The following is a 21,503-nucleotide window of genomic DNA, read 5'->3' on the forward strand; positions in this document are numbered from 1 at the left end:
ACAAGGGGTGTCCCATTCTTTTGGGGCGCCCCTGTCGTTTGTATTGTGGGGTCAAAAACTTACCGAAGTTATCGCCCATACGAAACAATTCATTAACTTTGTCTCTGACGAGTATGGCGAGTGCAGCTTGCATGGCTTTATATCTCCATACGAAAGAGATATGGCGATTGTCGCTAATTGTCAAATTTTCAGATGACTATAATCTGCTGATACCTGTTAACCGAAATTCTATAATCCCATGAAAAAAGTCTTATTACTGCTTGTATGTCTGATAGGTATGACTTTGGCTCATGCCCAGACCTATACCATTTATCCCATTCCCCAGCAGACGACCGAAGGAAGTGGCACGGTGGAGTTGACACCGACCATCAACGTGGTTTGCGGCTCGGGCATCGGTCGTGTGACCAAGGACCGTATCCAGGAGGTGCTGGAGGCGGCCGGGTATACCTGCCAACTGGGCGAGTCGGCTTCGCCCGGGTTGACCAACCTGTATGTGGGCGTGGCCGGTTCGGGCGATGTGGCAGATGCCTATGCCACGAGCCGGGGTGTCTCCAAGGAGGTGTTCACCGAGGCGCCCAACCGCTTTGACGCCCATGTGATGCAGATTGCCGACGGCAACATCGTGGTGCTGGGCAATGGCGAGCGTTCGGAATACTATGCCTTCGCCACCCTGGAGCAGATTCTGGAGCAGGCCGCAGGGACTGCGCTGCACGAGGTGACTTATGAAGACTACTCGCACTGTCAGTGGCGTGGCGCCATAGAGGGGTTCTATGGCAACCCCTATTCGGTGGATGCACACTGCAGCCTGTTCGAGTTCTTCAAGCGTTTCAAGATGAACGTCTTCATCTATGCGCCCAAGATGGACCCTTATCACCTGGGCTATTGGACCGAGGAGTATCCGACAGAGATCACTGAAGAGCAACGCCGCATGGGGTGGATTACGCAAGATGACGTGCGCCGCATGGCCGAGACTGCTCGGGCTTGCAACGTGCACTTTGTCTGGGCTGCCCATCCGGGTCTGGCTCCCGGCGGTCAAGTGTCGATGGACTTCTCCAGCACGGCGACGGTAGATGAAGGCGTGGAGTTGCTGATGCAGAAATATCACCACATGTACGACCTGGGCGTGCGTGCTTTCAGTGTATGTATCGACGATATGGATCGCAACCCGTCGGCGCAGATGCAGGCCCACCTGCCCGACCAGACACAGAAGCGGCTGAAGGAGGAGTTTCCCAGCCAGGCTGAGGACGAGAAGATTGCCCCCCTTTTCTATGTGCCTGCCACATACGCGCTGATGTATCAGGGAGCGGCCTCCTATCTGACTCAGATGGCAAGCGTTGACAAGGACGTGGTCATCGGTTTCACCGGTTATGCCGTATGCGGCGACCTGGACAAGAAAGACTGCGATGCGATGGCAGGCTACATAGGACGCAACCCGTTGTTCTGGTGGAACGCGACGGTCAACGACAACAACGACGACCGCCTCTACATGCGCGAACTCACGGCTCACTACAACCTCGTTCCCGAGAAGGGTGGCATCAGCACGTTGGGTGGTGTCATCCTCAACCCCGAGAAGCAGTCGCAGGCTGCCAAGGTGGGGCTGTTCGGCCTGGCAGACTATTGCTGGAATCCCAATCAGTTCGATGTGATGCAAAACTGGAACGACTGCTTCGACTACCTGGCCGAAGCGGGCGATACCGAGACGGCGAACCAGATACGGCTGTTTGCCCGCTATACCGATGCTATCTATGAAGATCAGGAGATTATCGACCTCTATGAGGCATTCAAGTCGAAATACAGCGACGGCAACTTCCCGGCAGAGGGCGCGGCCATCCGCGAGGAGATGGCCCGGTTGCAAGCCGCTTGCGAATATATCGAAACCGTGATGGCAAACAGCGACAACCGAGACTACCGCCTGTTCGCCACCGATGTCAAGGCCTGGTGTGCCAAGTTGAAGGCTTACGCCACTATCATCCAGAAGTCGCTCGACCTGCTCGAAAATGGTGAGTCGATGAGCCGCTCCGACTCTTGGACATCGTTTGCAAGCATCATTTCGCTCTATACGGGTTTGGGCATCGAGCCGCAGTATTTTATCTCCGAGCTCGAGGGCTACGGCACCGACTCGCACGTGGTGAGCTATGAGGTGCATCCGGCCAACTCTTACACCCGTCCGTTTGTGGACTATCTGTATGAGACCCTGGGCGCCAACCTCCCCGGTGACTGGCCGGAACCCGAGCAGGCGCAGGTTGTCACCAATCTGGACCCGGCGGCTTTCAACCTGACCGTGACGGATGCCGAGGCTACACTCTCGGGGTTGAGCGGTGTCGAGTTGGCCGGGGGCGATTACGTGGGCCTCTACCTCGGGGCTATCGAGAAGGTGGCAGTCGGCGAGATGGAGTTGCCTGAAGGGGTGACCTTCGAGACCTCGATCAATGGCAAGATATGGACTCCAGCCACTCTGCCCGTGTCGTCGCAGAATGCGGCCTACGTTCGTCTGGTTCGCAGCACTGCCGGCGGCGAGGCGGAATCGCTTGGCTTTGATGTTCTGACCGTCTCCTTGTCGTCGGGCGCAATCGTCGTACCCACTCCGGCTATTACGTCAAACCTGAAGGTCTACACCGATGGTAATGTCTCTTATCCCCTCGAGCTGGCTGTCGATGGCAACACCGGTACTTTCTTCTGGAGCGGTGAGAACACGGCAGCGGGGCACTACATCCAGCTCGACTACGGCGATGTCTACTCGATCGACAACGTCACCCTCGTCTTCACGGGCAAAGACATCCTTTCCGGTACGGCCGATATTCAACTCTCTACCGACGCCAACGAATGGACTACCATAGCACAATACAGCCACGGCAGTCTGGTCAATAATCGTTATACCTGTGCAGCCAATGGTACCAATGCCCGATATGTCCGCCTGATGGTAACCAGTGTCGAAGGTTCGTTCTGGATGCAGCTGGCCGAATTTTCCTGCTCTGTGGCAGGTGCTACCTCCGAGATAGGCAAACCCACACCCAGCACTTCGCTCGGCACCTACCAGAGTTATAATATCGGCAATATCGTGGACGGTAACTCCGGTACGCACTTCTGGAGCAACGCCGAGCCGCAGGTGGGCGACTGGTTGCAACTCGAGTATGCCGAGCCACATTCTATTTTTGAGATAACGGTTACCTTCATGGAGAACGACCAGCTCATCGGCAGCGGAGAGTTTCAGGTGTCGTTGGACGGGCAGAGCTGGACAAAGGTGGCAGCCTACGACAGTGGCGGCATTAACGCCAACACCCACTCATTCACCACCAATGCCAATGGCGCTACGGGCAAGTATCTCCGCCTGTATATTACCAATGTCATCGGCAGCTATTGGCTCAAGGTGGCAGAGTTCGGTTGTGTCATGGCAGACCGTGTGACACAGACTACCGACCACAACCAGGCCATGATTTCGGCCTTGTCCGACAAGAACATGATTACCAACTATCGAGCCGAAGAGGCCGGTTATGTGGAACACACCTTCATCGAGAATATGGACATCGAGGCCGTTGAGATTTACCACAACACCACCTTCGATGCCAACTACGAATTGCCTGCCGTCTCGCTCTACGATGGCTCTCAATGGGTGGAAGCCGGAACGCTCGACCACCTGGCCACCGTCATCGACACGCGTGACTACGAGATGGTGACGGCCGTGCGCATCGAGTGGAACGAGCACAATATCCCGACCCTCTACGAGATTATCCCGTCGGGCGAATACAAGGAACCGCAAGGCACCGGCATTACCGAGTTGGCCGGGGAGAGTGCTGACGATACCGTCCGGGTCTATACCTATGGTGGTCGGCTTGTCGTGAGCGGTCAGACGATGCTGAGTGCCGTCCGCATTTATGACCTCTATGGACGGTTGCTCCATCAGTCGGCTCCCGATGCGACCAGCTTCACGCTCGACCTCGGTGCCTCAACTCCGGCCATCCTGGTTGTTCAGGTGGTCGACGAGTCGGGTACCATCACTACGGCCAAGGTGGTAAGACGTTGATTCCGTGGCTTCTGTGCCGGTTGTGAACATAAAGTAAACCAGGGCTGCCTCATGCGAGGCAGCCCTGGTAGTTTTTATAGGAATGAAAAAAATAATCGAGAGGGTCTATTTGCGCCCGAAGTCGGCCGGGATTTCGCCCCACCGCTCGGTCTCCCATTTGATGATGGGGTTGGTGTAGGTGTGGGTCTGCAGCCATCGTTCGGCCCGGGCGATGAGGTTGAAGATGGGGGCGTTGACGGCGGTTTGGGTCAGTTTGGTCTTGCACTTCTTTTGCCGCACCCAGGCGATGGCGTTGCGGCTGTCGGAGTAGACGGGGATGGCAGAGCCGCGCTGGTGCAGATAGGCCAGCCCGTGAACGAGGGCCAGAAACTCGCCTATGTTGTTGGTGCCCTGCATCATGGGGCCCACGTGGAAGAGCTCGATGCCCGATTTCGTGTCGACACCGCGATACTCCATGTGGCCGGGATTTCCGCTGCAGGCGGCATCGACGGCCAGGCTGTCGGCAATGACCTCGGGACTGAGTCGGGGAGCTTCGAGCTTGTCGCGCGAGCGTTCACCTATTTTGCGCAAGACGCCCGAGAAGTCGTCGGGGATATTGCGGAAGGCTTCGGTGGCCGCTTCGAGGCTGTCGAAACTTTTGTACTTGGCTCCTTTGAAGTTGTCGACCTGCTCTTTGCACGCTTCCCACGAGTCGAAGATGCCCCGGGCCCGACCTTCCCACACGACATAGTATTTGTATTTGGCCATAATTGAAATCTCATTTGGTTGTCTGGTGCAAAAATAGGGAAATTTATCGTATCTTTACACGGCTTAGTGCGGCAATCGCAATCCGGCAGCCCGGTCTTGGAGCCGGAACGGGTGCCGTGAATGGAGGAAATGAAGATGAGAAAAATCGTCATGTGTGGTATCGTGGGGGCCGTTTTGTGGGGGTTCGTTGCCTGTGCCCCTGGCAAAAGCGACCGGGAGGAGAGCACCCGCCTGTATGAAGAGGCGGTATCGATGCTCTCGGGCGACGGAGTGTCCATCGCCGATTGCAGGGTAGCTCAGGGGTTGCTCGAACAGGCTCTCGAGGCCGACGACGGAAATATCGACGTCTACTTCGGGAAGGTGCTCAACGAGTTGAATCTGTGGCTCCCCGACAGTGCCTACCGCACGGCGACCACCGCTATCGAGAAGATAGGACCCGACGGGAAGAACCGTTTGAAGGCCTATTTCTATACGGTGAAGGGATTCATCGCCTACGACCGGGGCGACGAGGCCGATGCCCGTGCCCAGTTGTCGCAGGCACTGGTGCTCTACGAATCGTATTTGAAGGAGGAGCCAGCCAACCTGGACTATCTGCTCAACAAGGCCGTGCTGCTGTCGGGCCTCGAGGGTCGGGAGAAGGCACTCGAGTTTATCGCGGGGCTGCCGGTGAAGGAGGCCGACCGGCAGATGCTCACCGAGAGCCTGGCCGGGTTCGAGTTCAGCCAGTTCGGCGAGACGTGGCGGGCCAAGCATCGGGCTCTGGTGACCGGTGGCGAACTGGCCGTCGAGGCGGACCCCGGCAGGAATACCGATACTCTATCTTATACCCAACAACCATGAAGCCTGTTTTTTTAGTGGGATATATGGCAGCCGGCAAGACCACCCTGGGCCGGCGGGCCGCTCAGCTCCTCGATGTGGAGTTCATCGATCTCGACGCCTATATCGAGGCCCGGTATCGCAAGCGGGTCTCCGACCTCTTTGCCGAGCGGGGCGAAGCGGGATTCCGCGACATTGAGCGGCGCATGCTGCACGAGGTGGCCGAGTTCGACAACGTGTTGGTGGCGACGGGCGGGGGTACCCCCTGCTTCTTCGACAATATGGAGTATATGCGCAGTCGGGGTGTCACGGTCTATCTGTCGGCTTCGATACCGACGTTGTGCCGGCGGTTGTTGCGGGCGCGGGTCAAGCGGCCCCTGGTGGCCGGCAAGACGGCCGAAGAGCTGGACGGTTGCATCGCCGGGATGCTGGCGCAGCGCGAGCCCTACTATCGGCAGGCCGATTACACCTTCGATGCCGAGCAGTACGAGTCGACCCATTCGGTCGACGAGGCGGTGCAGCGGCTCTCGCAACTGATGCGGGGAGAGGCCGGCGATGAGTCTGCCGAATAAACCGGGCAGGCCGAACCGTTTTATCAAGGATATTTGTATATTAGTACCGATAAATCTAATTAAACAGAAAAAGCTATGGCGGGTAGTTTGAATGTAGGAATGGCTCCTCAGGAACAGTTGCTGGGTGTGATGTCGGGCAACCGTCGGTTGTCTGTCGGGTTGCCGGCCGAACATAACGGCGGGGAGAAACGATTCCCCCTCACCCCCGAGGGGGTGGCGCTGCTCACCCGGGAGGGCTTTGTGGTGCTCATCGAGCGTGGTGCGGGCGAGGGCATCAAATACAGCGACCTGCACTATACCGAAGCGGGGGCCCAGGCGGTCGATGCCGCCGAGGTGTTCCAGTGCGATGTGGTGCTCAAGATTACCCCGCTGAACGGGGAAGAGGCGGCCTTGATTCGGCCGGGCGTGTTCCTGCTCACCCTGCTGCAACCTCAGTATCAGTCGGCTTCGGTTGTCAAACTGTTGATGCAGAAGAAGGTGACTGCCGTGGCCATCGATCGGGTGACCGACGAACAGGGGCGCTGTCTCTTTGCCGATATTCTCGACGAGATTGACGGCCGTGCCGCCATCGTGCTGGCCTCGGAGCTGCTGAGCAACCGCAGTGGCGGCAAAGGGGTTTTGCTGGGCGGTGTGCCCGGTGTGGCTGCCTCCGAGGTGCTGATTATCGGCGGCGGCTTGGCTGGTCGTGCGGCAGCCCGTGCGGCTTGCGGACTGGGGGCTCTGGTGCGCGTCTTCGACAACGATTTCTATCGCCTGCGGGCTACCCAGCTCGAGGTGAGCCCCTCGGTCTTTACTTCGAACCTGCACCCGCATGTGCTGGAAAATGCCATGCGCTCGGCCGATGTGGTTATCGGTACCGAGGTGCCCGACCAAGGACGGCTGGGCATGAACTATGTCGAGATGATGAAGCGGGGCGCCCTGCTCTTCGACCTCTGCATGGACAAGGGGGGATGTTTCGAAACCTCGAGTTGCAGCGAGGCCCCGTGCAACAAGGTGTATGAACAGTGCGGCGTGCTGCACTACTGCCTCTCGAGCGTGAGCAGTGCCGTGGCCCGGACGGCTTCGATGGCCCTGAGCAACCTGCTGGTGCCCCTGCTCATTTCGCTCAACGACCCCGCCATGCTCTACGGCCACATCAAGTCGGACGACCGGCTGCGCAATGCCGTTTATCTGTTTGGCGGGAAGCTCACTCACAAGGAGCTGAGCATACGTCTGGGGTTGCCCTATTACGATATGGCACTTTTCATGGCTATGTTTTAAATAGAAAGAGGTAAGGTTGCTTACATATTTCTATGAAAATATTTCAAATGCTTACAAAAAAACACTATCTTTGTCAAAATGATTTTAATATAAAATCAAAAACAGCTCTGTTGAATTAAAAATGTAACGTAAACATGACAGAAAAAACGAAAGTGAAAGTATTGGAAGAAGTCGTGGTACGATTTTCCGGCGATTCGGGCGATGGCATGCAGTTGGCCGGAAATATTTTTTCCAATGTTTCGGCCGGTATGGGAGATGAAATATCGACCTTCCCCGATTATCCGGCAGAGATTCGGGCTCCGCAAGGCACACTGGGTGGAGTATCCGGTTTTCAGGTTCATATAGGACGGGGTGTTCACACGCCGGGCGACTTGGCCGATGTGTTGGTGGCCATGAACCCTGCAGCCTTGAAGACGAATGCCCGTCATGTGAAGAGAGGCGGAGTGGTCATCATCGACTCCGACAGCTTCCGCGCCAGCGATTTGGAGAAGGCGGCTTTCCAGACCGACGACCCCATCAAGGAGGCCGGACTTTCGCATGCACAGATTGTGCCGGTGCCCATTACGCAGATGGTGAAGGATTCGTTGGCCGACTCGGGTCTCGACAACAAGTCGATCGTGCGGTGCAAAAACATGTTTGCGCTGGGTCTCGTCTGCTGGTTGTTCGACCGTCCGCTGGAGCAGGCACAACATTTGCTGAAGAATAAGTTTGCCAAGAAACCGGCCATCTACGAGGCCAATGCCAAGGTGATGAGCGACGGTTACAACTATGGCCACAACATACACGCCTCGGTATCGACCTATCGGGTAGAGTCGGCACAGGTGCGCCCCGGTATCTATACCGACGTGAACGGCAACACCGCCACCGCCTGGGGCCTGATTGCCGCTTCGGAGAAATCGGGTCTGCCCCTTTTCCTGGGCAGTTATCCCATCACCCCCGCCACCGACATTCTGCACGAGCTGGCCAAACGCAAAGACCTGGGTGTAAAAGCCATTCAGGTCGAGGATGAGATTGCCGGTGTCTGCACCGCCATCGGTGCCGCGTTTGCCGGGAATCTGGCAGCGACCTCGACCTCGGGTCCCGGTCTGGCTTTGAAGAGCGAGGGTATCGGTCTGGCCGTGATGTCGGAGCTTCCGCTGGTAGTTATCGACGTACAGCGCGGCGGTCCCTCGACGGGTCTGCCCACCAAGACCGAGCAGACCGACCTGTTGCAGGCTCTCTACGGCCGTAACGGCGAAAGCCCGGTTGTGGTCGTGGCTGCTTCGACTCCGACCAACTGCTTCGACATGGCCTTCCAGGCTGCCAAGATCGCTCTGGAGCACATGACGCCCGTCATCCTGCTCATCGACGGTTTCATCGGCAACGGCTCTTCGGCCTGGCGTATCCCCGACATGGACGAGTATCCCGAAATAAAACCCAACTACGTGAAGCCCGAACAACTGGGCGCCTGGAAACCCTACGACCGCGACGAGCGTTCGGTACGCTTCTGGGCACATCCGGGCGTCGAAGGCTTCATGCACCGCCTGGGCGGACTGGAGAAAGACTGGAAGACCAGCGCCATCTCTACCGACCCGGCCAACCACGAGAAGATGGTGCGTGCCCGCCAGCAAAAGGTCGACAACATTGCCAACGACCTGCCGTTGCTCCAGGTGCAGGGTAACCCCGATGCCGAGCTGCTGGTAGTGGGCTGGGGCGGCACCTACGGCCACCTCTATTCGGCCGTCGAGGCCATGAATGCCCAGGGCAAACCGGTGGCATTCGCCCACTTCAACTATATCAATCCTCTGCCCCTGAATACCGAGGAGGTGCTCCGCCGGTACAAACGGGTGGTTGTGTGCGAGCTGAACAACGGTCAGTTTGCGGCTTACCTCTCGGGTAAAGTCCCCGGCAAGACCTTCCTGCGTTACAACAAGATACAGGCCCAACCGTTTATGGTGAGCGAGTTGATTGACCATTTTACAAAGCTTTTGGAGGAATAAGACATGGAAGAACAAAAGGAATATACGGCAAAAGATTATAAGAGCGATCAGTATGTGCGCTGGTGTCCCGGTTGCGGAGACCACTCGATCGTGAACGTGCTGCAGAAAGCCATGGCCACGCTGGGCATACCGCCCCACAAGACCGTAGTGGTTTCGGGTATCGGCTGCTCGTCGCGTCTGCCCTACTACATGAATACCTACGGGTTCCACACCATTCACGGCCGTGCCGCTGCCATCGCTACCGGCGTGAAGACGGCCAACCCCGACCTGACCGTATGGCAGATTTCGGGCGATGGCGACTGCCTGGCTATCGGCGGTAACCACTTCATCCACTCGGTGCGCCGGAATGTCGACATCAACGTGGTGCTGATGAACAACAAGATCTACGGCCTTACCAAGGGGCAGTATTCGCCCACGAGCGACCGTGGTTTTGTGACCAAGTCGTCGCCCTACGGCACGGTAGAAGACCCCTTCATCCCGGCCGAGCTCGTGTTTGGTGCCCGCGGTACCTTCTTTGCCCGTTCGCTCGACGTAGAGCTGTCGGTTTCGCAGGAGGTGCTGGTCGAGGCTGCCCGCCACAAGGGAACCTCGGTGGTAGAGTTGTTGCAAAACTGCGTCATCTTCAACAACAACATCCACAGCTATGTGGCCGACAAGGAGTTCCGGGCCGACCGCACCATCCATCTGCGCCATGGCGAGAAGATGATTTTCGGCAAGGACCACAACCGAGGTCTCGTGCTCGACGGTTACAAGCTCAAGGCGGTGACCATCGGCGAGAACGGTGTGACACTCGACGACATTCTGGTACACGATGCCAAGTCGCCCGACAACTTCATGCACCAGAGTCTGGCCATGATGGACGGTCACGAACTGCCGCTGGCCATCGGCGTGATACGCAATGTCGAGGCTCCGGCCTACGACCAGGAGGTGGCCCGCCAGGTGAAAGAGGTAACCGGCAAGGTGCCTTACCATTCGCTGCGTGAGTTCCTGTTGAACGGAGAGACCTGGGAGGTAAAGTAATTGGCCCGCTCTCTGTGTAACCTATACCATGGCGCTCGAAGCGGCGGTGATACCGGCCTTTGGGCGCCATGTCTGTTTGTAAACCTGTGATAAAAAGAATTGTGTCATGTCTCAAAAGAAACGTCTTGCTATATTTGCCAGCGGCACCGGTACCAACTTCGAGGCGATTGTAACGGCCTGCGAGTCGGGCCGTATTCCGGCCGAGGTGGTTCTGCTGGTTTGCGACAAGCCGGCGGCTGCCGTAGTCGAACGGGCCGCCCGTCACGGGGTGGAGACCTTTGCCTTCCAACCCAAATCCTACCCCTCGAAAGCCGATATGGAGGGTGCCATTGCCGACCGTCTCGACAAGGCCGGTGTCGACCTGGTGTGTCTGGCCGGTTACATGCGCATCGTGGCCGACACGCTGCTGTCGCGCTACGGTGGTCGCATCATCAACATACACCCCTCGTTGCTGCCGGCATTCCCCGGGACCCGGGCCGTCGAGCAGGCTTTGAACTATGGGGTGAAGGTCTTTGGCGTGACCATTCACTACGTGGACCAGACGGTCGACGGCGGGCGCATCATTGCCCAGCGTGCCGTTCCCTACGAGGGGCACGACCTCGACGAGCTCTTCACGCTGGTCCATGCGGCCGAGCACGAGCTCTATCCGGCCACAGTAGCGCGTTTGCTGGCCGGTGAGGTATAACCCTCCAAAACGAAATAAAAAGAGCGAGAGCCGCTGCGAATCGAGTTTTGCAGCGGCTCTCGCCATATAGGGGCAATCCTGCCGGATTGTGATTACTTGTGAACCTCTACCCGCTGGGTCGAGGGGCGGGTGGCGTTGCGCTCGTCGACAGCTTTCACCACCTCCTCGGCCAGACGTTTGAAGGCGAGCCCGGTGACCGAATCGTCGAGGGCTACGGGGTGCCCGGCATCGCCGCTTTCGCAGATGCTCTGCACGATGGGAATCTGCCCCAGCAGAGGCACGCCGGCCTCTTCGGCCAGCCGTTTGCCGCCATCCTTGCCAAAGAGGTAGTATTTGTTCTCGGGCAGTTCGGCCGGGGTGAACCAGCTCATGTTCTCGACCAGACCCAGAATGGGCACATTCACCTTGTCGCCGGTGAACATGCTGATGCCTTTGCGGGCATCGGCCAGAGCCACCTCCTGCGGGGTGGTGACCACGATGGCCCCGGTGATGGCGAGAGTCTGTACCAGGGTGAGGTGTATGTCGCTGGTGCCCGGCGGCAGGTCGAGCACGAAGTAGTCGAGGTCGCCCCAGGCGGCATCGGTGATGAGTTGCTTCAGGGCGTTGCTGGCCATGCCGCCCCGCCACAATACGGCGTCGTTCTTGCGCACGAAGAAGCCGATGGAGAGAATCTTCACCCCGTATCGTTCGACGGGCAGAATGAGGTCACGGCCGCCGATATTCTCGGTGTAGACGTCGGTATCTTCGATGTCGAACATCGTGGGGGCCGAGGGGCCGAAGATGTCGGCGTCGAGCAGACCCACCTTGTAGCCCAGGCGAGCCAGAGCCACGGCCAGGTTCGAGGCGATGGTCGACTTGCCCACGCCGCCTTTGCCCGACGACACGGCGATGATGTTCTTCACGCCGGGGAGCGGGTTCTCGGGGTTGGGGCGGGCCACCTGTTTGCTCTTGACGTTGATGTTGCCCTTGATGTCGACATCGGGGCTGATGAAGGTGAGGATAGCCGTTTCGGCCGCCTTCACGACCGAGCGGATGAAGGGGTCGTTGGGCTTCTCGAAGATGATGGAGAAGCTCACCTTGTTGCCGTCGATGCGGATGTCGTCCTCGATCATGCCGTTGGCGACGAGGTCTTTTCCGTTGCCGGGATAACGCACTTTGGCCAGTGCGTCGAGTATCAGTTTAGGATATAGCTGCATGATATATAAGTTATTTTGTTGTCGTATCGTCTTGACTGCTCTGCTTGCCGCTGCGTTTTCCCCGGTTGAAACTCCGGTAGGTGTCGTAGGGAATGTCAACGTCGGGCTCGACAAATTGTTCGCGCGGCTGGCATACGAACCGGATGTACTTGATGTTCATGCCCCGCTCGAGCCACTGTTGCTCGTAGAAGGTCTTTATCTCGAGAATGTCGTCGGCGATGCCCGAGTGGTAGAGGTCGTCGGTAGCCACCTGCACGGGGTAGCCGTTGGCCTTCACCATTTCGCAGGTGTAGGTATACATGAAGGGGCTGTCGCTCTTGAGGTGGATGAGCCCGTCGGGGGTGAGTATCTGCTGGTAGAGCGCCATGAAGCGGGTCGAGGTGAGCCGCTTGCGCACCTTCTTCATCTGCGGGTCGGGGAAGGTAATCCAGATTTCCGACACCTCGCCCGGGCCGAAGAAGCGGTCGATCAGCTCGATGTTGGTCCGCAGGAAGGCTACATTCTTTATCCCCTCCTCGAGCGCCTGTTTGGCACCGCTCCACATGCGGGCCCCCTTGATGTCGATGCCGATAAAGTTCTTTTGCGGAAAGCGACGGGCCAGCCCTACGGCATATTCGCCCTTGCCGCAACCCAGCTCGAGCACGATGGGGTTGTCATTCTTGAAGAAGGTTTCGCCCCATTTGCCCTGTATTTCGAATCCTTTCTCCTGCAACAGGCCGAAGGGGTATTGGAACACGTGGGGGTATCCCTGCAGATCGTCGAATTTTTTCAGTTTATTTTTTCCCATAGTCGAAATTTCATCTTTGTTCCTGGCGGGCGATTACCGGTTTCGTCCCACCTTCAGGTGGCGGTACTCTCCCGATTGCATTTGTATGGACAGGACAAATATCGGTCCCGTGTATGAGCGGGTGTCGATGGCCCACTCGTAGGTCTCGCCCTCCTCCCGGTGTACAACGCGCCCGTCGAGGGTGTAGAGGGCGATTTGTCGCATGGGGTCGGAGGCTTTGACCCGGAGTATTTCGTGTTCGAAATAGACTTGCAAGGTGTGGTCGTCGGCTATCTCTTCCCGGTTGGAGAAGTGCCTGATGTCGAACTCCTGCCACTGCGGAGCGTTGCGGTAGATCTCTATGCTCTCGTCGGGAGCTCCCAGCGCGCAGTCGGCTTGCTGCACGTTGAGGAATACCTCCTCGCCCAGTGCCGGGGGCTCGGTGGGGTAGGCCATGACGGCGGCCAGGCGGGTACAGCTGTCGAAGGCGTGGTCGCCGATGTAGGTGACGGTCGAGGGTATCGTGGCCGAGTAGAGTTGTCGCATGCCGTAGAAGGGCCACCGGCCTATCCGCTCGAGCCCTTCGGGCAGGAACGAGAGGTGTTCCATCCGGCTGCATCCGGCAAAGGCATAGTCGGCTATCTCGCGCAGTCGGGTAGGTAGCGTGCAGTCGAGCAGCGAGGTGCAGTAGTAGAAGGCCCCTTCGCCAATTTCTTCAGTCATAGCTGGGGTATGCAGCGACGTGAGGCTTGTACAGTGGTCGAAGGCATAGGCCGGAATCGAGGTGAGCAGGATACGCTTCATATCGACCTGCGAGAGCGAGGTGCAGTAGGCGAAGCAACCTTCACCCAGCGATTGCAGCGCTGCGGGCAGGGCGATGGCCGTGAGGGCCGAGCAGCCGGCAAAGCAACGGTCGCCAATGGTTTGCAGCGAAGCTGGTAAGGCGATAGCCGCCAGGCGGGTACAGCCGGCGAAGGCGTTGGCTCCGATGGACTTTAGCGGAGCGCTTTCGAGGTTCAGTTCGGTATAGGCGGTGCATCTGGCAAAACTGTATTCGCCGATGCTGCGCAACGTGGCAGGCAGCGGGGTGTCGAGTGCCGGGCAGCCCGAGAAAGCCAGGTCGCCGATGCTGCGCAACTGCTCGCCCCAGACGATGGTGGTGAGGGCCGGGCATCCGGCAAAGGCGGCCTCGCCGATGACTTGTGTGCCTTTTGGTAGTTTTACCATCGTCAGTTTCTGGAATCCGAGAAAGGTGTGCGCCGGCAGGGTGTGCGCTTCGAAACGCGCCTGGTTGCCCAGATAGGTATCGCGGCTTTCGTAGGCGGCAATCGTGCAGCCCTCCAGGTCGATGAGGTTCAGGTTGGTGAGCGAGTCGCCCATGTAGGCGAAATCGCGGGCATCGAGTGTGCCCGTGACGGTCAGTTGGGTGACCGACTCGCCGGAGGTCGGGATATGACTTTGCAGCTCGCCCGCCTCGGTGTGGCAGGTGTAGGAAGCCGCCAGCACGCTGTGGCCGGAGAACAGTAGTAAAGCGATGTATAGCAACTGTTTCATTCCTGATATAAACCTCTCGTCATTCGGGCGTAAAGATACTAAAAGATGAGGGTCTGGACAAATAGGGACGCACAGTTTTCAATTTTGGCTATGCTGCCCCGTCCCTCTGTCTGCTGTAAAAGAGTGGGTAAAATAGGGTTCCCCGGTGTAGTGCTTCGTAGCGTTGCCGGTGTGTGGCAGGCCGTTCACTCCCCCGGGGGGATGGCAGGGCTACTCCTGGGTGAGGCGATAGCGGGCGCCGTGGTCGAGGATGAAGTTGAGTATCTCCTGGAACAGAGCTTCGACCTCCGACGGTACCGCCAGATTGGAGGTGTCGCCATACCTGTCGAACAGGGCCTGGGGTAGAGCCTCGGCGGTGATGTGCAGATGTTTGGCCAGGGTAGCAGCCTCGTCCCGGTCGAGTGTGGCAGACGTCTTGGTCTCTCGGTCCGGGTCGTCATAGTCGGTAAATTCCAGCTGGATAACCAGCTCCTGCCGTGCACCCTCCCACACGGTAATCGACGACCATATCTCGAGGTCGTCGTGCGATTCCACGATTACTTGTTTCAAGGTCAGCATATTTCTCGGTAATGTTTCGTTGGCGTTGATATTGGTATTTTTTTCTTTACTGCATCTTATATGCGATTGTCGATGCGTATGATATTCTCGACGATGAAGAGGTCGCAGATGTCGCGCTTCTCGATTTCGATGTCGTCATATTCTTTGTTTTCGCTGCGCAGGATTACCCGGTCGGGGTTCTCGTGCTTGCGCACATACTTGACCATGCGGTAGTCTTCGAGCAGTACGACGTAGATTTGGCCCCAAAAGATGAGGTTGGGATTTTTGATTTCGCGAATGGCAATCATGTCTCCATTGTTGATAACCGGCTTCATGCTGTCTCCGCTTACCTTGACGATGCTGCAATCGGGGTTGATGAAGGGAACGTCGATGCTGCCGATGACCAGGTCGTCGGTAAACATGCGGTCACGCCCCAAGTTGCCGGCTGTGACGTCGAGCCCGTATACCTTGGCGCCATTGCGCACCTCGGGTACGATGGCTCCCGAGGGGAGGGTGAGGGTGCGTATGTGGTTGTGCATGTCGTTGGTTGTAGAGCTGGTCGAGGCGTACATGGGGCCGTTGCCCGAGCAGAGCCACTCCTTCGAGACGCCCAGTTCGACTACGATTTTGTTGATGAGCGAGTCGCTGATGGGTAATTTGCCGGTCAGGTGCTTCGAAAAGTTGGAAGCATCGATGGCAATGCGTTTGGCAAACTCCGACTGGGTGATTCCCTGGTCGTCTATTAACGCTTTGATTCTGATGATTTTATCGTCGTTGCTCATGGCCGTATAAAATTTATATGGTAAAATTACCTTTAATAATTTGCATAATGCGATTTTGAGTTGTATATTTGTGTGGTGATATTACCACATACAAAGGTAGGAACTTTTTTTGAATAAACGAAATAATAGGCTAATAATTAACATATTTGATAACACTCTGCCGGGGTATATTACCTATGTAATTTATAAACAGAGGGAAGAGATACACGGGCAAAACAGGTAAAAGCAGTGTGAATATACCCTGGCAGAGTGGCGTCGAAGGAAAGGAGCAAGCAACAATGAAGACAATCGAATGGGAAGCACCGGCTTTGGCCGCCTTGGCGGCATCGTACTGGCTGGTGGCTTACGAGCGCGACGAGACACCGCGCAAGCGGGTACGGCACGAGGCCGAAATCGAGTTTGACGGCGTGGCCTACATGCTGATGTGTGAGATTGGGCTGACCGAGCGAGAGCATCGGGCGGTATCGATGATTTGCGGCATCGAGCCGCAGTACACCGATATGCCGGTGCGGGTAACCGGCAACATGGGCAAGGCTGTGGGCGAAATACTGCCCGTGCTGAATAACTTTTTGTCGAGCTATGGTGTTGTATATGTGTGAGACCGGTAAATCCGAGAGGTGTGGCGTGGCACAAAGAAGGATGCCTTCAAGGGTATATGGCGAGGGTGTACCTGTCGGATTGAGACGAAGAAAGCCGACCCCGATAAAGGGTCGGCTTTCTTATGTATTATCGTGTGGATAATGATTAGCCGTTTACTTTAGCCATGTGAGCGATCAGGTCGAGAACTTTGTTCGAGTAACCGATCTCGTTGTCATACCAAGAAACAACTTTTACGAACGTGTCGGTCAAAGCGATACCAGCTTTGGCATCGAAGATCGAAGTACGAGTATCGCCCAGGAAGTCAGAAGATACAACTGCGTCTTCGGTGTAACCGAGGATACCTTTCAGTTCGCCTTCCGAAGCCTCTTTCATAGCGGCGCAGATTTCGGCATAAGTAGCCGGTTTAGCCAAGTTAACCGTCAAGTCAACAACCGAAACATCCAGAGTCGGAACACGCATCGACATACCGGTCAGTTTGCCATTCAACGAAGGAATAACTTTACCTACGGCTTTGGCAGCACCCGTCGAAGAGGGGATGATGTTGCCCGAAGCGGCACGACCACCACGCCAGTCTTTCATCGAAGGACCGTCAACGGTTTTTTGAGTAGCCGTCGTCGAGTGAACCGTCGTCATAAGACCATCGAGGATACCGAATTTGTCGTTCAATACTTTGGCGATAGGAGCCAAGCAGTTGGTCGTACAAGAAGCGTTCGATACGAATTGAGTACCTTTAACGTAAGTGTTCTCGTTTACACCGCAAACGAACATGGGGGTATCATCTTTCGAAGGAGCCGACATAACTACATATTTGGCACCAGCTTGGATGTGAGCTTGAGCTTTTTCTTTGGTCAGGAAGAGACCGGTAGATTCTACTACATATTCAGCACCTACCTCGTTCCATTTCAGGTCGGCAGGGTTCTTTTCGGCGGTAACACGAATCGTTTTACCGTTTACGATCAATTGACTTTTCTCAACATCAGCCTCGATCGTGCCATCGAAATGACCGTGCATCGTGTCGTATTTCAACATGTATGCCAAATAGTCAACCGGGCAAAGGTCGTTAATACCTACGATCTGGATGTCGTTTCTTGTTTGTGCTGCACGGAAAACGAAACGTCCGATGCGGCCAAAACCATTGATACCTACTTTAATCATTGTAATAAAACTTTAAGTGTTTATTGAATAAAAATAATGTCTCGCGTTTTTTCTCTTTTCCGACCCGCTGCCTTAAAAACATTTGCTCTTGCCATATTGTTTAACAACCGCATGGAGTGGCGCAACTGCTCATCAGGGCAAGCAAAACCAGCAAAAAGGCAATTTTATATTTCATAATTTTATACTTTGCTCCTAAAATTGCACTGCAAAGGTATATATTTTTTTTGAATACAATGTATGCGAATGTGAAAATAAAAGAAAAATTTCTTTATTTGCATATCCTTGAATGTGAGTAATCTATCTGTAATACTAAAATGTACCGTTATGAAAAGTTCTTTTTGGACCGACTTTAAAAACTTTGCGATGCGTGGCAACGTCATCGACTTGGCCGTGGGTGTGATTATCGGGGGGGCTTTCGGCAAAATTGTCTCTTCGCTGGTGGCCGATATTATCATGCCGCTCCTGGGTGTGCTGGTAGGGGGTGTCAACTTCACCGACCTGAAGTGGGTGCTGAAGGCGCCGCGCGAGGTCAACGGCGTGGAACAGGCGGCCGTGACGCTTAACTACGGGAACTTCCTGCAGATGACGTTCGACTTCCTGATTATCGCCTTCTCGATTTTCCTCTTCATCAAACTCATCACGCGGCTCACGGCCAAACGCAAGGCGCAGGCGCAAGCTCAGGCGGCTGCTACGCCGCCCGAACCTTCGGCCGAGGTGAAGCTGCTGACCGAAATCAGAGATCTGCTCAAGGCGCAGGAGCAGTCGGGCTCGAAGTAGTGTCGGGTCCCCGACGGCCTTATCCGATGATGTATTTGCTCTTGGGCAGCCAGGCTATCACCTTCACCAGCAGGTAGACGGTGACGAAGGTGCACACGGCTATGAGGGGTATGGCTATGTAGGCTGCCTGGGCAAGGGGGTGAATCAGGTCGTAGTAGAAGTTGAGCACGATGATGTGGGCCAGGTACATACCGTAGCTTTTGACCGAGATGTCGGTGAGGAGCTGCGCCCCCCGGCTTTGCCCGTTCAGTTTCAGCCGGCCGATGAGCGAGAAGAGTCCCAACGACATCATCAGTACGTTTACGGTACAGAAGCGCCAGCTGAGTTCCAGCTCGGGAATGGTGGCTACGGTATCGATGCGTGCGCAGAAGAGGCCGGCCGTGACAGCGTAACCCGCCACGAGCAATACCCACGAGAGGAGTGCCGAGGGGTAGCCGTATCTTCGCAGGTAATACCCCAGAATGAAATAGCCGATAAACCCGGTGAAGTAGTAGAGCAGGGGGGTGTCGTTCCAGAAGGCCTCGCCCAGCACTTCGGGGTAGGCCAGGTGTATGTAGGGGAGGAAGGTGGTGAGAGTCCACAGGGCCAGGTAGCCTTCCAGTTCGCGTTTGCCGGCCCGTTCGAGCCAGGGCGAGATGATGGGGACAACCAGGTAGAGCCCGATGAGCATGTAGATATACCACAGATGGCCTATCTCGCACCCGAAGTTGACGGGGATGTGCAGGATGTGCAGAGCCAGGTCGCCCACCGACTCGCCCCGTGTAGCCATGAAGTAGATGGCGTAGATGACGCACCAGACGACAAAGGGGTAGACGATGCGGGTGAACCGCTTGCGGAAGAACCGGGAGATGGAGTCTTGCATCGGGAGCAGCAGAAATCCCGACAGCATGACAAACAGGGGTACCGACGTGCGGCATAGCGAGGTGATGATACCTATCCAGAAGGTGTTGCTACCGGTGACGACACTGAGTTGGTCGCCAATGTAGTAATACTCGCTGGCATGTTGTTGCATGACCAGGTAACAGGCAATGACCCGCAACAGGTCGAGTGAAAGATTACGGTTCTTGATCATAAGATACTATCTGGCAAATGGTGTGATGAATGTCTTCTTGTCCATGCCCCGATTTGTGGCTGGGCTGGAGTTTGCAGGGGGTGAGCGCCGGTAACCGGCCTTCGGTTGTGACGGCAGGTGGTTGTGCCGGTGCCGTTTGCGGTTCGGGCCACATGGCCCCCGGTCAAGCAAAAAGGAACTGTGCCCTGCGACACAACTCCTTTTGCGTTTCCGTTTTTAGTATTGCTCCTTCTCGTTGGGGAAGTCGCGCGTCTTTACATCTTTTATATAGGCCTGAACCGCTTCGGTGATGGTAGTGCTCAGGTCGGCATACCGACGAAGGAAGCGGGGCGAGAACCCTTTGTTGATACCCAGCATGTCGTGCATCACGAGCACCTGGCCGTCTACACCGCCACCGGCACCGATACCGATTACGGGGATGGTCAGCTCCTCGGCCACGCGGGTAGCCAGCGTGGCGGGAATCTTCTCGAGTACGAGGGCAAAGCAGCCGATTTCCTCGAGCAGATGGGCATCCTCGATCAGTTTTTTGGCTTCGGCCTCTTCGCGGGCACGTACGGTATAGGTGCCGAATTTGTTGATCGACTGGGGTGTGAGGCCCAGGTGACCCATCACGGGGATACCGGCACTGAGTATGCGCTCTACCGATTCGCGTATTTCGGCTCCGCCCTCCATCTTCACACAGTCGGCGTGCGTCTCCTTCATGATGCGGATGGCCGAGGCCACAGCCTCTTTCGAGTTGCCCTGGTACGACCCGAAGGGCATGTCGACAACCACCAGCGCCCGTTTGACGGCACGTACCACCGACTTGCCGTGATAAATCATCTGGTCGAGGGTGATGGGCAGCGTGGTCACATTGCCCGCCATCACGTTGGAAGCCGAGTCGCCAACCAGAATGACATCGATACCGGCCTGGTCTATAAGAGTCGCCATAGAGAAATCGTAGGCGGTCAACATCGAAATCTTTTCGCCGCGGAGCTTCATCTCCATCAGGCGGTGAGTCGTTACTTTACGAGTATCTTCGGTATAAGTAGACATAGTTTTTTGTGTGTTAGAATTTCGGGGGCAAAGGTACATCAATTTTTTATATTGACACCCTTTTTACTTTCTAATCTCAATTCCGTTATCTTTTAAATAGATAGCGATTGTGCGATTTTTAATTCCGTGAGTTCCACTGTCGCAGTTGTTCATACCCAGGATAAGGGTCGTGTAGCCATTCGGCAAAAGCAAGAGCGAAACTTTGTCCTCTTTTTGCCATTGCAGTGCTTTTCACTATCTTTGTTACACAATAATTTGGAATGGATATGATTTCAATAGAAGATATAAATCGAATGATTGGTGAAAACGAGTTGGAGAAGGCACTCGTTCACCTCGAAGAACGCTTGGCTTGCGACCCGCAGGACGATGGGGCCTATTACCTGAAAGGGGCCCTCTTCTGGAAACAGGGGAACTGGAAATTGGCGATTGAGAATTATTTGAAAGCGACCGAAATCAATCCCGAGAGTCCGGCTCGTCAGGCCTACGAAATGGTGATGGAGATTATCAACTTCTCCAACCCCGACCTTTATAATCCTTAAGTCATGGGCCTCAGTGCTATGCTACCAGTATGGCCAAGGCTATATAGACCAGAATTTGCAATGCCTGCAAAATCCACGACACCTCGGGTCGGGAGGCATAGACCCGGTAACTGATCCAGGTGGAGAGCACGACGTAAAGGGGCATAAGCATGACAAATGTCCACGGCAGACTGTCGTCCATACCGCTCTCGGTAAAGGCCGACGTGGCCCGACTCATCAACCAGGGCCAGGCGAAAATCGGCAGAGCCGTTATCAGTATCAACACCTTGAACCAGCCGGGGACCTTGCGTGAATAGTTATCTTTCTTCATAGCCTGCTATTTTTTACAAAGATACGAAAAGGCGAAAGTAGAAAAACAAGTTTACTTGATTTTTATGCTGAACCGCCTCC

Annotated in this window: 20 protein-coding genes; 10 read left to right on the forward strand and 10 right to left on the reverse strand. The window is 56.0% G+C overall.

Annotation, left to right across the window (positions count from 1 at the left end):
- The first annotated feature begins 238 nt into the window (after positions 1-238).
- Complete coding sequence (locus NW211_RS09855) at positions 239-4,021, forward strand: beta-N-acetylglucosaminidase domain-containing protein (protein WP_258327718.1); 3,783 nt, start codon at positions 239-241, stop codon at positions 4,019-4,021.
- A gap of 105 nt (positions 4,022-4,126) precedes the next feature.
- Here the strand turns inward: NW211_RS09855 and NW211_RS09860 are convergent, their stop codons facing one another.
- Positions 4,127-4,768, reverse strand: coding sequence for a viroplasmin family protein (locus NW211_RS09860; protein WP_258327719.1), 642 nt, complete (start codon positions 4,766-4,768; stop codon positions 4,127-4,129).
- Positions 4,769-4,897: 129 nt separating this feature from the next.
- Here NW211_RS09860 and NW211_RS09865 point away from each other — a divergent pair, with 129 nt between their 5' ends.
- The 6 genes from NW211_RS09865 to purN all read left to right on the forward strand — a co-directional run bounded on the left by NW211_RS09865 (position 4,898) and on the right by purN (position 11,100).
- The gene (locus NW211_RS09865; protein ID WP_258327720.1) at positions 4,898-5,608 is read left to right on the forward strand and encodes a hypothetical protein; all 711 of its coding nucleotides are present in this window, start codon (positions 4,898-4,900) and stop codon (positions 5,606-5,608) included.
- A complete protein-coding gene (locus NW211_RS09870; RefSeq protein ID WP_258327721.1) occupies positions 5,605-6,156 on the forward strand; it encodes a shikimate kinase in 552 nt (183 codons plus the stop codon). Before NW211_RS09865 ends, NW211_RS09870 begins: the two co-directional genes overlap by 4 nt.
- Positions 6,157-6,231: 75 nt before the next feature.
- Positions 6,232-7,416 (forward strand): hypothetical protein, encoded by a 1,185-nt coding sequence (locus tag NW211_RS09875; RefSeq protein WP_087409375.1) that lies wholly within the window; start codon positions 6,232-6,234, stop codon positions 7,414-7,416.
- Between the two features lie 134 nt (positions 7,417-7,550).
- The gene (locus NW211_RS09880; RefSeq protein ID WP_258327722.1) at positions 7,551-9,395 is read left to right on the forward strand and encodes a 2-oxoacid:acceptor oxidoreductase subunit alpha; all 1,845 of its coding nucleotides are present in this window, start codon (positions 7,551-7,553) and stop codon (positions 9,393-9,395) included.
- A gap of 3 nt (positions 9,396-9,398) precedes the next feature.
- Positions 9,399-10,415 carry a 2-oxoacid:ferredoxin oxidoreductase subunit beta gene (locus tag NW211_RS09885; RefSeq protein WP_087409377.1) on the forward strand — a complete coding sequence of 339 codons (1,017 nt, stop codon included), beginning with the start codon at positions 9,399-9,401 and terminating at the stop codon, positions 10,413-10,415.
- 106 nt (positions 10,416-10,521) lie between these two features.
- A complete protein-coding gene (purN, locus tag NW211_RS09890; RefSeq protein ID WP_258327723.1) occupies positions 10,522-11,100 on the forward strand; it encodes a phosphoribosylglycinamide formyltransferase in 579 nt (192 codons plus the stop codon).
- Positions 11,101-11,192: 92 nt separating this feature from the next.
- Here the strand turns inward: purN and NW211_RS09895 are convergent, their stop codons facing one another.
- The 5 genes from NW211_RS09895 to NW211_RS09915 all read right to left on the reverse strand — a co-directional run bounded on the left by NW211_RS09895 (position 11,193) and on the right by NW211_RS09915 (position 15,935).
- Positions 11,193-12,296 carry an Mrp/NBP35 family ATP-binding protein gene (locus tag NW211_RS09895; protein ID WP_258327724.1) on the reverse strand — a complete coding sequence of 368 codons (1,104 nt, stop codon included), beginning with the start codon at positions 12,294-12,296 and terminating at the stop codon, positions 11,193-11,195.
- A 10-nt stretch (positions 12,297-12,306) separates the two neighbouring features.
- Positions 12,307-13,083, reverse strand: a complete 777-nt coding sequence (trmB, locus tag NW211_RS09900) for a tRNA (guanosine(46)-N7)-methyltransferase TrmB (protein ID WP_258327725.1) — start codon at positions 13,081-13,083, stop codon at positions 12,307-12,309.
- Positions 13,084-13,116: 33 nt separating this feature from the next.
- Complete coding sequence (locus tag NW211_RS09905) at positions 13,117-14,616, reverse strand: leucine-rich repeat domain-containing protein (RefSeq protein ID WP_258327726.1); 1,500 nt, start codon at positions 14,614-14,616, stop codon at positions 13,117-13,119.
- Between the two features lie 210 nt (positions 14,617-14,826).
- A complete protein-coding gene (locus tag NW211_RS09910) occupies positions 14,827-15,174 on the reverse strand; it encodes a hypothetical protein (RefSeq protein WP_258327727.1) in 348 nt (115 codons plus the stop codon).
- 56 nt (positions 15,175-15,230) lie between these two features.
- Complete coding sequence (locus NW211_RS09915) at positions 15,231-15,935, reverse strand: XRE family transcriptional regulator (RefSeq protein WP_258327728.1); 705 nt, start codon at positions 15,933-15,935, stop codon at positions 15,231-15,233.
- A 278-nt stretch (positions 15,936-16,213) separates the two neighbouring features.
- Here NW211_RS09915 and NW211_RS09920 point away from each other — a divergent pair, with 278 nt between their 5' ends.
- The gene (locus NW211_RS09920) at positions 16,214-16,534 is read left to right on the forward strand and encodes a hypothetical protein (RefSeq protein WP_258327729.1); all 321 of its coding nucleotides are present in this window, start codon (positions 16,214-16,216) and stop codon (positions 16,532-16,534) included.
- 145 nt (positions 16,535-16,679) lie between these two features.
- Here NW211_RS09920 and gap read toward each other — a convergent pair whose 3' ends face one another.
- Entirely contained in the window at positions 16,680-17,690 is a 1,011-nt protein-coding gene (gene gap, locus NW211_RS09925; protein ID WP_025278431.1) for a type I glyceraldehyde-3-phosphate dehydrogenase, read from the reverse strand.
- A 324-nt stretch (positions 17,691-18,014) separates the two neighbouring features.
- Between gap and mscL the strand changes: the two genes are divergently transcribed.
- On the forward strand, positions 18,015-18,467 hold the full coding sequence (gene mscL / locus NW211_RS09930) for a large-conductance mechanosensitive channel protein MscL (RefSeq protein WP_087409385.1): 453 nt from the start codon (positions 18,015-18,017) through the stop codon (positions 18,465-18,467).
- Positions 18,468-18,486: 19 nt separating this feature from the next.
- Here mscL and NW211_RS09935 read toward each other — a convergent pair whose 3' ends face one another.
- Together NW211_RS09935 and panB are read right to left on the reverse strand one after the other, a co-directional pair.
- The gene (locus NW211_RS09935; protein ID WP_087409386.1) at positions 18,487-19,539 is read right to left on the reverse strand and encodes an acyltransferase; all 1,053 of its coding nucleotides are present in this window, start codon (positions 19,537-19,539) and stop codon (positions 18,487-18,489) included.
- Positions 19,540-19,755: 216 nt separating this feature from the next.
- On the reverse strand, positions 19,756-20,574 hold the full coding sequence (panB, locus tag NW211_RS09940) for a 3-methyl-2-oxobutanoate hydroxymethyltransferase (RefSeq protein WP_087409387.1): 819 nt from the start codon (positions 20,572-20,574) through the stop codon (positions 19,756-19,758).
- A 266-nt stretch (positions 20,575-20,840) separates the two neighbouring features.
- Here panB and NW211_RS09945 point away from each other — a divergent pair, with 266 nt between their 5' ends.
- Positions 20,841-21,113: a c-type cytochrome biogenesis protein gene (locus tag NW211_RS09945; RefSeq protein ID WP_241147860.1), complete on the forward strand. Its 273-nt coding sequence runs from the start codon at positions 20,841-20,843 to the stop codon at positions 21,111-21,113.
- 16 nt (positions 21,114-21,129) lie between these two features.
- On the opposite strand, the gene NW211_RS09950 is transcribed toward NW211_RS09945, so the two are convergent.
- On the reverse strand, positions 21,130-21,423 hold the full coding sequence (locus NW211_RS09950) for a hypothetical protein (protein WP_087409388.1): 294 nt from the start codon (positions 21,421-21,423) through the stop codon (positions 21,130-21,132).
- Between the last annotated feature and the right edge of the window lie 80 nt (positions 21,424-21,503).

Origin of the sequence: Barnesiella sp. ET7 (assembly GCF_024733785.1) — a bacterium.
Taxonomy (GTDB): Bacteria; Bacteroidota; Bacteroidia; order Bacteroidales; family Barnesiellaceae; genus Barnesiella; species Barnesiella merdigallinarum.